The organism is Kocuria massiliensis (assembly GCF_900169715.1).
Taxonomy (GTDB): domain Bacteria; phylum Actinomycetota; class Actinomycetes; order Actinomycetales; family Micrococcaceae; genus Rothia; species Rothia massiliensis.
Map to the genome: position 1 here is coordinate 257,921 of NZ_LT835161.1, position 13,797 is coordinate 271,717.

Below are 13,797 nucleotides of genomic sequence, written 5' to 3' on the forward strand. Positions count from 1 at the left end.
ATGAGCATTTCCCCCTCGGAACAGACCCCGGCCCCCACGAAAGATGCCGCCTCCCCGGCCGCCCGACGTCGGGCCACCTTCAACAGCCTCCCCGTGACGGGTCTGCGAAAGCTGACCCAAGAATCCGTCGAGGTGACCTTTGGTGTGCCCGAGGAACTCGTCGATGACTACGACTACCTCCCCGGGCAGTACGTGGCATTGCGCGCCGAGATCGACGGGCGAGAGGTGCGTCGGTCCTACTCGATCTGTGCGGAACCCAAGCCGGGCGAACTTCGCGTCGCGATCAAGAAAGATATGGGCGGCACCTTTTCTACGTGGGCCAATGACGAGCTAGCGGTCGGCGACGAGGTGGAGGTCATGAACCCGCAGGGTGCCTTCACTTCAAAATCCACGAAGCTCACCTCGATGAATCACCCTCAGGAGTTGGCGCAGGAAGAGGTGCGCAAATCGCCACGGGCTCACGTCGTCGCCGTGGCCGCCGGTTCCGGTATCACGCCGATTATGGCGATCGCGCGATCATTGCTGGCGGCCTCGGATCACACCACCTTTGACCTCATCTACGCGAATCGTTCGGCGATGGACGTGATGTTCGCCGAGGAATTGGGCGACCTGAAGGACAAATACCCGTCTCGCTTCGCGGTGCATCACGTGTTGTCTCGCGAACAGCGCATTTCTCCCTTGCTGTCGGGCCGAATCGATCCAGAGAAATTGGAGGAACTGCTGGATCGTGTGATTCAGGTCGAGAGCGTGGACGAGTGGTTCCTCTGCGGACCGTTTGACCTGGTCCAGCTGTGTCGTGACGCGCTGGGGCAACGGAGCGTCTCGGAGGAATCGGTCCGTTTTGAACTGTTCACCACCGGCAAGCCGGAGAAGCCCTCCGGACAACAAGGCCGTGAGGTTCGAGCCGACCCGAAGGGACAAAATTTCCAGATCACCTTCACGCTGGACGGTAATTCGGGAACTGTGGACACACCCGTGGACGCCCAAGAGACCGTGCTGAACGCCGCCTTGCGTGTTCGCCCCGATGTTCCTTTCGCGTGCGCCGGCGGCGTCTGCGGCACATGCCGGGCCAAGGTGGTGCGCGGGAATTTCACGATGGAGGAAAACTTCGCTTTGGAGCCGGACGAGGTCGAGGCCGGATATGTGCTGACCTGCCAAACCAGACCCACGGCCGACGGCCTCGAGGTCGACTACGACGCATAACCACCCATCGGAAGGACCCCCCAGTGATCGAGCTGACCATCGCCGACGACGTCGCCACCATCGTTCTCAACGCACCCCGCAAACTCAACGCGCTCAACATGGACGACCTCGAAGAACTGTCCCGGGTCTACCTGGAAGCCGAACGGGCCGAGGTTCGCGCCCTCGTCGTGCGAGGAGAAGGTCGGGCCTTCTGCGCGGGCCGTGACATCTCGGAGGTGGACCCCGCGCACGACGACGTCGAGGCCTACCTCGGACAGCGTGCCGAATCCCTCTTCCGCCAGATGGCGGGTTTTCCGGCACCGACCTTCGCGGCCGTTCACGGCGCCTGCCTGGGAGTGGGTTTGGGGTTGGCGATCTCGACCGACGTCGTTTACGTGGCGGAGGACGCCAAGATCGGCTCACCATTCGCGAACCTCGGGGCGACCCTCGACTCAGGTGGACACGCCTTGTTTTACGAGCGGCTAGGCGCGCACCGGGCCTTGGACCTCATCTATACGGGCGACATGATGAGCGGTGCGGAGGCCGTCGCAGCGGGGCTCTTCTCTCGCGCCGTCCCCGCGGACGAGCTCCTCGAATTCACCATGTCCCGCGTGAACCGGGTGGCGCAGGGGGCGACACATGCCTATCTCGCGTCGAAGGGGCTCGTGGCACAGTTGCGCGACCGTCGGGTTGGCCTATGGGAGTCCATGGAGGCGGAATCAGGGGAGCAAGCGAGGTTGTGCTCGACGGAAGACTATGCGGAAGGGTTCGCCGCCTTCCAGCAGAAACGGACCCCCACGTTTCGGGGGAAGTAGCGCACGCCGTCCTGACATGTAACACGGCGAAAAATCGGTAATACTCCTGCACGGTGTGGTTCGAGGGCTAGCACTTCCATAGGCTGGACCACAGAGATCAAGAGACCCAACGAGAAGCTCTGGCTAGTTGGGCGGCAACCCTCTCCCGTAGCGGGGTGCCCCAGATGATGATCGGGCTCCGCCGGCCTCACCGCAGGCGGCACAGCAAGTACGGCGCACAGTCATTCGGCGCCACCGCGTGAAAGATTGTGCCGGTTATCCACACCATCGGGATTCGGCCGCAACGCTTCGGGCATGCGGAGACCAGGAGAGCATCCAGGCACCGAAAGGACTCCGATGTCGGACAAAAAGCGAATCGCGATCAACGCCTTCGATATGACCTGCGTGGGTCACCAGAGCTTCGACCTCTGGCGTCACCCGCGCTCGCGGGCCACCGAATACAACACGCTGGAGTATTGGACCGACCTGGCCAAGACCCTGGAAAAGGGCCTTTTCGACGGCGTCTTCCTCGCCGACGTCGTGGGCATTTACGACATCTACCGCAATTCTGCGGCTCCCTCGATCCGTGGCGGCGCACAGGTCCCGGTCAACGATCCATTCATGCAAATCTCCGCGATGGCGGCGGTCACCGAGCATCTGGGTTTCGGCATCACGAGCGCGGTCACCTATGAGCAGCCGTACACGCTGGCCCGGAAATACGCCACGCTGGATCATCTGACCAAGGGGCGCGTCGGCTTCAACGTCGTGACCTCGTATCTGCCGTCTGCGGCGGAAAACCAGGGGCTTCCGCGGCAGATCGAGCACGATACTCGCTACGAGATCGCCGAGGAGTTCCTCGACGTCTGCTACAAGCTGTGGGAAGGATCGTGGGAGGACGACGCCGTCGTGGCCGACCGTGAGGCCGGCGTGTATGCCGATCCCGCGAAGGTCCACCCCATCCAGCACCGCGGTGAGTATTTTTCCGTGCCGGGAGCATCCCTTACGGCGCCGTCCCCGCAGCGCACGCCCGTCATCTTCCAGGCTGGGGCTTCCTCACGTGGTCAAGCTTTCGCCGGGCGGCACGCCGAAGCCGTGTTCGTGGGTGGCTTGCGCCCAGACCTGACGCGGTACATGACAGACAAGATCAGGGACGAGGCCGAGGCGGCCGGACGCAATAGGGACGACGTCAAAATCTTTGCAATGCTCTCCGTGATCGTGGATGAAAGCGACGAGAAGGCCCAGGCCAAGTACGAGGATTACCTTCAGTACGTTTCCACGGAAAGCTCGCAGGCCATCATCGGCGGTTGGTCCGGAGTGGATCTCTCCGAATTCGGCGAAGACGAGGTACTTAACTACGTCAAGACAGACTCGATCCAGTCCTTCCTGACCCCGTTTACGTTGCAGTCCAAGGACAAGGAATGGACCCGTGAGGAGATCGCCAAGCATTGCGCGATTGGTGGCATGGGTGACGTGATCGTTGGTGGCCCGGAAAAGGTTGCCGACGAGTTGGAGCGGTGGATCGACGAGGGAGGGCTCGACGGCATCAACCTCGCGTACCACGTGACGCCGGGATCCTTTGAGGACTTCGTGGAATTCGTGGTACCCGAGTTGCAGAAGCGCGGCCGCTACAGGACGGAATACGAGGGTTCGACATTCCGCGAGAACTTGTATGGCGCGGGTCGCACGAGCATTTCGGGCGATCACCCAGCGGCAACCTACCGAGGCGCATATGAGGGCATGCCATCAACCGCCGATACCGCCGCCCGCGACCTCAGCGGACAAGCTGAAGCCCCCGCCGACGGGCAGTCGTTGCGTCCGGCGGAGAAAGCAGTAACGGGCTCCTAGGAGTCGAAGATTCGGTACCCCGCGGCCGGCGTTCCTTTCCTGATGAGGAGGAACGCCGGCCGTTGTCGTCGTCTGGGGTTCATGTCAATACATAGGGGCGCGAAGTAAATGAGAGGAATTCCACACTCGGTGCAGTTGTGCATATTTTGCAGTACTGCATAAACTGCATGGGTGCCTTCAACCGAACCATCTCTCAGGGAACGACGTCGCGAGCGGACGTGGAATGCCATCCACTCGGCCGCACGACGTCTTGCGACCGAACGCGGGCTCAAGCAAACGACCGCGGAGGTCATCGCGGAAGAAGCGGGGGTTTCCCCGCGCACGTTCTTCAACTACTTCGCAACGAAGGAAGACGCCGTCATTGGGCTGCGTCCTCCGGAGATGACAGAAGAAATTCTCGCGTCGGTTGAGGCGGATAGCTCGGAAGGTCTTCTCGCACAGGCCTCCCAATTGCTCGCCAAGGTCGTGTACGGCTCCTTCGGGGACGACATCGTGGAAGTCGCCAAGGAGCTGGTGAAGGATCACGAGGAGCTTCGGCAACGCCTGAAAATTCACATGTTGCGTTGCGAGCAGAAGCTCACGGACTACCTGATGGGCCTCGACTGGCCTACGTATCGGTCCACGGGTGAATTTGTCCCTCGCGAACCTGCGGAGTCGGAGCCGGACCCGGAGCAAGAGGAGCGCATTCGCGCGGTCGTCTTGATGGCCACGGCCGTCCTTCGGTACCTCGAATTTGGGGCGCGGTCCACGCCCGAAGAGTATTCCGCGTCGATCAAGAGCACCGTTACTTTGTTTTCCACTATCGTCAAGGAGCCTCGTTGAGTACTTCATATTCACCGCGCCATGCCGTCGGGCATGGTTCGAACGACGTCGGGGGTGCGAGCTCAAAACCTGCGTCGTCTGAGAGTGCTACGCCGAGCTCGGCGCACTCTGCGGCTCAGGGTGGCTACGGCCAGCCGACCCCCCACACGAATATTCCTCTGTTGTTCATCGGCCTGATGATCATCATGTTGATGTCGTCGCTGAATCAGACCGTGCTGTCGCCGTCATTGCCCACCATCGTGGGCGAGCTCAACGGCGTCGAGCATATGAGCTGGGTCATTACCGCCTTCATCATGGTCTCGACGATCATGATGCCGGCCTACGGCAAGCTGGGTGACCTCTGGGGTCGCAAGCCCTTACTGGTTTTTGCGATCCTGGCCTTTATGGCGGGGTCCATTACAGGTGCCGTCGCACAAGACATGAATACGCTGATCATCGCCCGCGGCCTCCAGGGCCTGGGCGGCGGTGGCCTCATGATCCTCTCGCAGTCCGTGATTGCGGACGTGATTCCCGCTCGCGAACGCGGAAAATACATGGGCGCCCTCATGGGTGTGTTCGCCTTCTCGTCGGTGGCGGGCCCGCTGCTTGGTGGCTGGCTGACCGAGGGACCCGGCTGGCGCTGGGCCTTTTGGATGAACCTCCCCTTGGGTATTTTGGCTCTCGCCGCGACGATCTTCCTCATCCCGCACACCAATAAGTCTGCTCAAGAGCACCGACGAAAAGTGGATGTTTGGGGCATGATGTTCCTCGGCGCCGCGACGGCGTGCTTGGTGCTGGCGATGACATGGGGTGGCAACCAGTACGACTGGGGTTCGCCGACCATCATCGGTCTGTTGATCGCCGTCGTGGTCTGCGTGGCGATCTTCATTCCCATCGAAGCTAAGGTCTCCGAGCCGGTTATGCCGCTCGCGCTCTTCAAGGATCGGAACTTCAATTTGGCGACGGTCGCCAACCTCTGCCTGGGCATTGGCATGTTTGGTGCGGTGGGCTATATGCCGACGTACATGCAGATGGTGCTCGGTGTGGATGCGACGCAGGCCGGCCTGCTCATGATTCCGATGATGGGCATGTTGCTCGTTACCTCCATCTCGGTGGGATTCATCGTGTCGAAGGTCGGGCGCTACAAAGTGTTTACGGTGGTCGGTTCGCTCTTGTTGGCTCTGGGGCTCTTCCTCCTCTCGCATCTTGAGGTGGACACCGATACCTACATCATCTGCCTGGACCTGGCCGTGATCGGTCTCGGCTTGGGAATGTCGATGCAGCTGTTGACCCTGATCGTGCAGAACGCCTTCCCCATCAGCATGGTGGGCACCGCAACCGCGGCCAATAACTTCTTCCGCCAGGTGGGCGCGACCATGGGCTCCGCCCTGGTTGGTGGCCTATTTACCACGCGCTTGAAGGATTACCTCGCCGACCGCATGCCTCCTCAGGCCATGAAGGCCACCGGTGGTGGGTCGAATTCCTTGACTCCCGCGTTGGTCAATGGATTGCCGGAGCCGATCAAGGGGATCATCGTGGGCTCGTATAACGACGCCCTCGTGCCGATCTTCCTGTGGATCGCCCCGTTGGGTGTGTTGGCCGCCGTGGCCCTGCTGTGCATTCGTGAGAAGGCACTTGCGACCAGCGTTGCTGGTTCGGGCAAGACCGGCGATGTAAAGGCGGAGGGAACCTCGGCGAAGGCGACCCCTGCTGAGGGCCACGGCCATGCGTCGAGCTCTACGGATGTGGATTCCAGTGATTCGCACACGGCCTCCGGAGCTGGTGGTAGGCACCGCGCTGAGACCGCCGAGGATGAATCTGCCGAAGCCGAAGTTCGTCCGCGAACCGGGGAAATTCCCTTGCCGGAAACAGGTTCACTCATGAACGTCCGGAAGAAGCACTAACTATCGGATGCCGGGGCCAAAAGCCCCGACATATAGCGCGACGACACGACGCCGTCTGCTCACCGCCTCATGGAGGGTGAGCAGGCGGCGTCGTTCGTTAATCCGTCGCAGGCGGGTGGCTCAGGCGCTCACCGGGCTCGGCTCGACTGAAGCATCGAGTTCCGCGAAAACTGCTGCGTTCAAGTCAAACCCGACGATGGCCTCGTCCAGGAAGGCTTGGCGCTGAAGGTCCGTCAAGGGGGCCTCGTCGAGGAGACTCCGGTATTCGTCCTTGAAGACTTTGGGCTTGGGGAGCTCTGTAAATCGGTACATGCTCAGGCCCTCGGCCGGAATGTCGTAGTGGCGGGCCATGAGTGCGGCAACGGCTTGCCCTCCGGATAGATCGCCCAAATACCTCAGATAGTGATGTGCCAGGAAACGCTCGGGCTGTTCGGCGGTTCTCTGAATTCGTTCGACATACCGCTGCGTCGCCGGGAGGCATGGGGTGCTGTTCTCTCCCGCCAACGTGTGAAGATCCGAACGAATCGAAGCGAGGCGGTCCAGGCCAGGGCGGTTAAACGGTTCGGTGAGCCTCTCTCCGGTGCGGCGATATGTGGCTGCGATCTGCTCAAGGGCTTCATAGATGTATTCGTACTGGGCCAAGAGTCGTGTGTATGCCGCCGCGTCGAGTTCTCCCTTCATCAATCTCGTCATAAATGAGGAGTTTTCCGCCTTGGAGTGTCGTTCCGCCGTTGCGGTGCGAACCGTTTGAGAGAAGGGCGTTGAGAGGGTCTCGTCCGTGATTTCCCCGGAAACATGGGGTGATGCACTCATGGTGAAGCTCCAGTAGGTCATGACGGTGACTCGGTGTCACGACGTCGTTGGTGACATGATGTCACCAAATTTGGCGAGGTTCAATAGGTTAGTCTTGATTATAAGGAAGGGTAACCTTAACTTGTTAGATGTGGAGACTGGGTAGACAACATGGCGACCCTAAGTAATCCACGCATCTATCACTTCGCACGAGAGTAGAGAAAACATGAGCAGTCCATCCACGTCGCGTCGATCGCAAGCTGTTTTGGCGGCCGCCGTCATTGGCTTCTCGGGTGTGGCAAACCTGCCAGTCGCCCATGCCCTCGAAGGGGCTCCAGCGGATCGTCTCGTTACGGCCGGGTCTGGAAGCGATGCTGCGACGTCCTCGAGGCAGGACATTCGAGATGTCGTGATGACTTGGGGCGTCAAGGCTTCCTTGGTGAGGTACGTAGGAGGCCCGGAGAAAGTTAAAACTAAGGTGGTCCAGCGTCAAGGGCAGACCTTCACCTGGACCAAGGGCTCTGGATGGTACGAGAACGGGCGCGGGGAGATCTCTCTCAAAGGGTCCATGCAGTTCTATGCATTCGGCGGCATGTTCAATGTGAAGATCATCGATCCGAAGGTCACCTTTGATGGTGATACCGGCGAACTTACGGCGAAGATCTACGTGCCGCACGAGGACACGGGGAAGTTGACGAGTCAGGGGCGAGTGAAGCTCTTTGACGTGAGTCAGTTGCAGGTGAGCGCTGATAACGGCGAGCTGCGTCTGACTCAAGGGACGACGAAGCTCACCACCAAGGGTGCTGAACTCTTGGCGTACTACACGGCCGGGCAGGAATTCGACCCGATTAACCTCAGCGCCACATTGGTGAGTGCCCCGAAGTCGGAGGTCGCGAAGCCTGAAGCTGCGAAGCCGGAGACGAAGGAAACCGTCGCCCCGAAGAGCGACGAATCCTCGACGTCGACCTCCGAGTCGGAGGCATCGCAGAAGAAGCCCGTGGAGTCGGAACAGCCTCAGGCCAAGGCCGAGGAGTCCGCAGAGACCTCGAAGTCCACCGCGGAAAAGGTCGAAAACACCGATCTGGTCTCGGCCCCCGATGCTCAGCAGCCGTCCGCGACGACCACGGAACAGGCGGAGTCCACACTGCGCAATGTCGTGTCCAGCAAGCTGTCGTGGGGCGTCAAGGAATCGTTCCGCAAGTACCTCAAGAGCCCGTTGGCCGGAGGTGCATGGACACTCACCGATGTTGAAGAGAACGGTGGAAACTTCACCTGGGGCAAGTCTTCGGGTCAGTACGACTCTGCCACTCAGTCGGGTGAGGTGAAGTACTCCGGTCAACTGCACTTCACGGGTCACCATGGAACTCTGGACCTCAAGATCAGCAATCTGACTCTTCAGATTGCCGGTGGCCAAGGAACCCTGAAGGCTGACGTCGTCTCCAAAGACACCTCCGGGAAGGTTCACGATACCCCTGGGATTGCACTGGCTTCGGTGGATCTGGCCGGATTGACCGTGACCGGAAACGAATTGGCCGTGACCGATGCTCCCGCGACGTTGACGGCGGAGGGTGCCTCGGCGTTCGGTGGATTCTACAAAGCGGGAGCCCAGCTTGATCCCCTGAACTTCCAGGCCCAGCTGGGTGAAGCCACCACGCCGCCTACAACGGATACGCCGGCGGATTCCGCATCTTCTGATGCCCCAGCAGAAACTCATTCCGATACTCATGCCCATACCCATGCCGAGGCAGAATCTGATGCTCAGGTTGATGCCCGCATGGAGAATCCATCCCAGGCTCAGGTCGATGCACCAGCGGATAACACCGTCGACGCCAAGACCGATCAAGAGGTCCAGCAGGCCGAGAGCTCCTCCGAGACGAATGAGCCCGCTCAGACGGACCAAGCCTCGGCTGAAGCACCGGCACCTCACCACGAGGTTGTTCCATCTCAGAACGCGTCCACCGATCCCGGACACGCGAACCTTCAGTGCCTCCCGGTGAGCGTTCCCCAGCCGGCCAAGTCTTCAGCGCCCGTCGTTGCGGATGGCCAGGCTGTTACACCTTCCGCTCAGGGAACGGTTTCTGCGGCGAGCCTTAACTGGGGCGTCAAGTCGTCGTACCGCAATTACATTTCGGGTGGCATCGCTCAAGGGAAGTGGGATCTTACCGATACCCAGTACTCCAATGGAGCGTTCACTTGGAGCAACGGCTCCGGATCTTATGAGAACGGCTCGGGCAGTGTGAGCTTCCCCGGATCGGTTCACTTCACGGGTCATCACGGACTTCTCGATCAGATGATCTCCAACGTGAAGCTCGAATTCGCCCAAGGGGAAGGCCGGATCATTGCCCAGGTGTCGTACAAGGACATGCAGGGCAAGCAGCACAACGACCTTCAGATCGCCTTGGCTCGTGTCGACCTCTCCAGCCTGAAAGTTGATGGAGGCAAGATCTCGCTCCACGCCGCAAAGACCTCGCTCACCAAGGAAGGCGCCGATTTCTTCGGCGGATTCTACTCCGAGGGTCAGGAACTCGATCCGTTGACCTTCACGGGTGAGTTTGCCGGCGACCAGGGTGGGGCGCCGAAGGCCGGTGAGCAAGCCGCCGCTCCCGCTGAGGCGGTGGCAACCCAGGCGGCCGCCCCCGTCCAGACCGCTGCTCACTCCGACTCCGGATGTGACGACTCCCAGCAGCAGGCTCAGGGACATCTCGCTGAGACGGGTGCCACTTCGCCGTTGGCCTTTGCCGGCCTCGGAATGGCGATTCTCGCTCTGGGCTCCGGCGCAGTGCTGTTCGCCCGGCGTCGTGTGAATTCCTAACCCCGTTCGTTGCCCGGACCTGCGGTTTTGCGTCGGTCCGGGCAACGGCATTCTTCCCACGAGGCACAGATCCGGGTGCCTCACCGTAGCCCTTCACCCCGTAAAGAACCCCATGAAACGACTTTCCCCACATGTGCGACATCACCCTCATCGCTTCGCTCGTCTGACGGGGCGGTCCACGTTGTCGCACACCAGACGCCGTGGTGCTTTCGCGAGCCTGACGGCCGCCGTCCTGACCGCGACGATGATGCTGACCGCTTGCGGGCAGGGCAACGGAGCCCCCTCACAGGCCCAGCCCTCCGCTCAGGCCTCCGTGACAACCACCCCACTGACGAAGCTCGAGAAAGAGCTCACCGACCATGCTGTGTCGGACCCTCACACCGTCAAAGGTCCGACGACGGCGGCGAGCGTCCCAGAAGTGCAACCCCTTGAGGACCCTCAAAAACCGCAGCTACCGGTGACCGTCACGGATGAGCAGGGAACTCAGGTTAAAGTTGCCGACGCTTCACGCATACTGGCCCTCGACATCTACGGGACCTTGGCCGATACCGTGATAGGGCTCGGCCTGGGAGATCGCTTGGTGGGCCGGGTGACCTCATCGACCGCGAGTTCTCTGTCGTCCCTTCCCGTGGTCACCGAGGGCGGGCACGACCTCAACGTCGAAAAGATTCTGTCCCTGCGTCCGACGTTGGTGCTCATGGACACCACCAACGGACCGCGGGAAGTCACCGAGCAACTGCGTTCGGCCGGAGTGACCGTGGTTCACTTCAGCCCGGATCGCTCCATCGATACTGTGGTTCCACAGATACAGCAGGTTGCCCAGGCCCTCGGCGTTCCCGAATCCGGTAAGCGTCTGGGAGAGCGCGTTCAGAAGGAACTCGATTCGGTTCAGCGGGCCATTGCCTCGGTCGCGCCTCAGGAGGCCGACCGACGGCTCTCGATCGCGTTCCTGTATGTCCGCGGTACTGCGGGAGTGTTCTTTATTCTGGGCCAAGGATCCGGAGCCGACGGCCTGATTAAGGCCCTGTCAGGCGTCGATGCCGCAGGTGAGGCCGGCGTGAAAGACATCAAACCTGCGACGAGCGAGGCTCTGGCGACACTCAACCCCGACCTTATTCTGGCCATGAGTAAGGGTGTCGAATCAGCCGGTGGCGTTGACGGGCTGGCGTCACGTCCCGGGATGGGTGAGACGACGGCCGGAAAGAATCGGCGCATCGTGGACATGGCCGACGGTCAGATCCTTTCCTTTGGGCCGAATGCGCCGGCGGTACTGCTCTCACTGGCCCGGGCCATCTACGCTCCCGATACGACCACGTCAGCTCGGCCGAACCCGTGATTCGTGGACGACAATCCCCCGGGTCTCGGGGGACAGGGAGTGGGCCTTCTCGGCGAGTACGAGTGGCCGCGGTGGTCTGTCTCATGATGTTCGGCGTCCTCGGTGTCTCTGTCTTTTCATCGATGGTTGGGCAGTTCGAGATTCCGGCTTCGGACGTCATTCGAGCCGTCGCCAGGAAATTCAGTGGGGGAGCTCCTGAGGGCGGCGATCTCTTGAGCGATTCCGTCCTGTGGAACGTCCGCTTTCCGCGGATCGTATTGGGCCTCGTCGTCGGGATGGCTCTGGGTGCCTCAGGCGCGATGATGCAAGCCGTCTTCGGTAACCCATTGGCGGAGCCGGGAGTGGTCGGCATCTCGGCGGGTGCGGCTGTCGGGGCCTGTGTTGCCATCGTTCTCGGTACGACCATCGCGGGAATCTTCACGGTTCCCCTCTTCGCTTTCGTTGCGGCATTGGGGGTCACCGCGGTGGTGTATTGGTTGTCTCGAACCGATGGCCGGGCCGGGGTCATCGCCATGATTCTCACGGGGATCGCCGTCACCGCGGTCGCCAATGCCGTGATCGCGATGCTCGTGTTCATGGCCGATAGCTCAGGGCGAGACCAGATCGTCTTCTGGCAAATGGGTTCCTTGAACGGTGCTACCTGGACCGCCGTCGCCTCATCGCTTCCAGCGGTGGCCATCGGCTTGGTCGGAGCCCTCAGCATCGCCGGTTCGCTGGACCTCCTCGCTTTGGGGGAGAGGGCTGCTCAGCACTCAGGTATTCATGTAGAGCGCCTCCGCGGGATCGCCATCGCGTGCACGGCAATCCTCACCGGAACCGCGGTCGCTCATTCGGGGATCATCGCATTCGTTGGACTGATCGTCCCCCACGTGTTGAGACTTGCCCTGGGGCCATCGAATCGGATTCTGATCCCGGCATCGGCGGTGGGTGGGGCCTTGTTGATTGCGGCATCTGATGTGGCTGCCAGAACAGTGGTGCCCTTCGCCGATCTACCGATCGGCATCTTTACGGCACTCGTCGGCGGCCCCACTTTCTTCGTGCTGCTACGACGTTCCCTGCGACAGGGGGAAGCCGCATGGAGCTAGTGGAGATTGACGGGGTTGGTCTCACCGTGGGAGGCCGTGCCATCCTGCGCGATGTCTCCTTTGAGGTCCGGTCTGGAGAGGTGATGGCCCTCATTGGACCCAACGGTGCCGGAAAATCCACGATCCTCTCCGTGATCGCTGGGGATCTGCGCCCGGACTCAGGCTCGGTCCGGCTCGAGGGGCGAGAGGTTCATGGTGGATCACCGCGCGAACTCGCGAGGCGCCGAAGCGTTTTGCCGCAGACCACGTACGTCAGTTTTGGGTATCGCGTGCGTGAGGTGGTGGCCATGGGACGTACCCCGTGGAAAAACACCACACATCAGGGTGACGACGACGTCGTGATTCATGAGTCTCTTCAAGAGACGGAGACGATCTCGTTGGCGGACCGCGACATCACCACCCTCTCGGGAGGTGAGACCGGTCGGGCACAGTTCGCGCGGGTCCTCGCTCAAAGGACGCCTCTCGTGCTCCTCGATGAACCGACCGCGGCTCTAGATATCAGGCATCAGGAACGTACGTTGCGCACCTGCCGGAAGTTGGCGGATGCCGGTTCAGGCGTCGTGGCCGTCGTGCACGATCTCGACCTCGCCGCAGCCTATGCCGACCGAGTGGTGCTCTTTTCCCAAGGGCGATTGGTGGCTTCAGGGTCTCCCGCCGAGGTCATGACCTCGGAGCGGCTGAGCCGTGTTTATGGCTGGCCGATCGACGTGATGCACCACCCCGTGAGTGGGAGGCTTATGGTCCTGCCCGTCCGCGAATCGGGGGATGACCTGCGCGAATGATGTGATGCATCGCTCGTTTCGGGCGGGTGGGGGTTTAGGATTGACGACATGATCTTTAAGGCGGTTGGTGAGTCTCGGCCATATCCCGATCATTCGTTCACGAGCCAGCGCGAATGGGGAACTATTGCGCCGACCCAGGTGCGTCTCGACCGCCTCATCACGACTCAGCGCATGCTCGACCTCTCCACCCTCTTCGGGGAGGACAGCACCTTTTACGGCGACTTATTTCCCCACGTTGTTCAGTGGAATGGGCAACTGTATCTGGAGGAGGGGGTCCACCGAGCGCTGAGAACAGCATTGCAACACAGGCCCATCATGTACGCGCGGATTCTGGACTTGGATGCGCGCCTGAGGTGTGCTGAAAATGAGACTGATGGGGATCAAAGCCCTGGTCAGGAGAGCTGAGCGTCCCCTGGCAGATGCCTGAGATCTTGCAGGTGAGCACCGTATTTGGTGACACCCGT

Annotated in this window: 11 protein-coding genes and 1 riboswitch; of the genes, 10 read left to right on the forward strand and 1 reads right to left on the reverse strand. The window is 61.2% G+C overall.

Annotated elements, in window-relative coordinates; all coding sequences use genetic code 11:
- The 5 genes from paaE (at window position 1) to B9Y51_RS05435 (ending at window position 6,526) form a co-directional block, all read left to right on the forward strand.
- Window positions 1-1,203 carry a 1,2-phenylacetyl-CoA epoxidase subunit PaaE gene (gene paaE, locus B9Y51_RS05415; protein ID WP_085529071.1) on the forward strand — a complete coding sequence of 401 codons (1,203 nt, stop codon included), beginning with the start codon at window positions 1-3 and terminating at the stop codon, window positions 1,201-1,203.
- 23 nt (window positions 1,204-1,226) lie between these two features.
- The gene (locus B9Y51_RS05420) at window positions 1,227-1,997 is read left to right on the forward strand and encodes an enoyl-CoA hydratase/isomerase family protein (protein ID WP_085529072.1); all 771 of its coding nucleotides are present in this window, start codon (window positions 1,227-1,229) and stop codon (window positions 1,995-1,997) included.
- A gap of 95 nt (window positions 1,998-2,092) precedes the next feature.
- Window positions 2,093-2,214, forward strand: a riboswitch (SAM riboswitch).
- Window positions 2,215-2,333: 119 nt separating this feature from the next.
- Window positions 2,334-3,821 (forward strand): LLM class flavin-dependent oxidoreductase, encoded by a 1,488-nt coding sequence (locus tag B9Y51_RS05425; RefSeq protein ID WP_085529073.1) that lies wholly within the window; start codon window positions 2,334-2,336, stop codon window positions 3,819-3,821.
- Window positions 3,822-3,992: 171 nt separating this feature from the next.
- A complete protein-coding gene (locus B9Y51_RS05430) occupies window positions 3,993-4,643 on the forward strand; it encodes a TetR/AcrR family transcriptional regulator (protein ID WP_053089986.1) in 651 nt (216 codons plus the stop codon).
- 152 nt (window positions 4,644-4,795) lie between these two features.
- Window positions 4,796-6,526 (forward strand): MDR family MFS transporter, encoded by a 1,731-nt coding sequence (locus B9Y51_RS05435; RefSeq protein ID WP_238651245.1) that lies wholly within the window; start codon window positions 4,796-4,798, stop codon window positions 6,524-6,526.
- 120 nt (window positions 6,527-6,646) lie between these two features.
- Here the strand turns inward: B9Y51_RS05435 and B9Y51_RS05440 are convergent, their stop codons facing one another.
- Entirely contained in the window at window positions 6,647-7,339 is a 693-nt protein-coding gene (locus B9Y51_RS05440) for a biliverdin-producing heme oxygenase (protein WP_143468010.1), read from the reverse strand.
- Between the two features lie 205 nt (window positions 7,340-7,544).
- Between B9Y51_RS05440 and B9Y51_RS05445 the strand changes: the two genes are divergently transcribed.
- From B9Y51_RS05445 to B9Y51_RS05465, 5 genes are all read left to right on the forward strand, one after another.
- Window positions 7,545-10,130 (forward strand): HtaA domain-containing protein, encoded by a 2,586-nt coding sequence (locus B9Y51_RS05445; RefSeq protein ID WP_085529075.1) that lies wholly within the window; start codon window positions 7,545-7,547, stop codon window positions 10,128-10,130.
- Window positions 10,131-10,242: 112 nt separating this feature from the next.
- A complete protein-coding gene (locus B9Y51_RS05450) occupies window positions 10,243-11,466 on the forward strand; it encodes a heme/hemin ABC transporter substrate-binding protein (protein ID WP_085529076.1) in 1,224 nt (407 codons plus the stop codon).
- Window positions 11,467-11,549: 83 nt separating this feature from the next.
- Entirely contained in the window at window positions 11,550-12,551 is a 1,002-nt protein-coding gene (locus tag B9Y51_RS05455) for a FecCD family ABC transporter permease (RefSeq protein ID WP_085529077.1), read from the forward strand.
- Window positions 12,542-13,333, forward strand: a complete 792-nt coding sequence (locus tag B9Y51_RS05460; protein ID WP_085529078.1) for a heme ABC transporter ATP-binding protein — start codon at window positions 12,542-12,544, stop codon at window positions 13,331-13,333. Before B9Y51_RS05455 ends, B9Y51_RS05460 begins: the two co-directional genes overlap by 10 nt.
- A gap of 48 nt (window positions 13,334-13,381) precedes the next feature.
- On the forward strand, window positions 13,382-13,738 hold the full coding sequence (locus B9Y51_RS05465) for a type II toxin-antitoxin system VapB family antitoxin (protein WP_085529079.1): 357 nt from the start codon (window positions 13,382-13,384) through the stop codon (window positions 13,736-13,738).
- Window positions 13,739-13,797 lie beyond the last annotated feature (59 nt).

Bases quoted from the DNA above. Each gene is read 5' to 3' on its own strand.
- B9Y51_RS05455 (WP_085529077.1), top strand. From the start codon at position 11,550: ATGATGTTCGGCGTCCTCGGTGTCTCTGTCTTTTCATCGATGGTTGGG.
- B9Y51_RS05445 (WP_085529075.1), top strand. From the start codon at position 7,545: ATGAGCAGTCCATCCACGTCGCGTCGATCGCAAGCTGTTTTGGCGGCC.
- B9Y51_RS05450 (WP_085529076.1), top strand. From the start codon at position 10,243: ATGAAACGACTTTCCCCACATGTGCGACATCACCCTCATCGCTTCGCT.
- B9Y51_RS05425 (WP_085529073.1), top strand. From the start codon at position 2,334: ATGTCGGACAAAAAGCGAATCGCGATCAACGCCTTCGATATGACCTGC.
- B9Y51_RS05440 (WP_143468010.1), bottom strand. From the start codon at position 7,339: ATGAGTGCATCACCCCATGTTTCCGGGGAAATCACGGACGAGACCCTC.
- paaE (WP_085529071.1), top strand. From the start codon at position 1: ATGAGCATTTCCCCCTCGGAACAGACCCCGGCCCCCACGAAAGATGCC.
- B9Y51_RS05460 (WP_085529078.1), top strand. From the start codon at position 12,542: ATGGAGCTAGTGGAGATTGACGGGGTTGGTCTCACCGTGGGAGGCCGT.
- B9Y51_RS05465 (WP_085529079.1), top strand. From the start codon at position 13,382: ATGATCTTTAAGGCGGTTGGTGAGTCTCGGCCATATCCCGATCATTCG.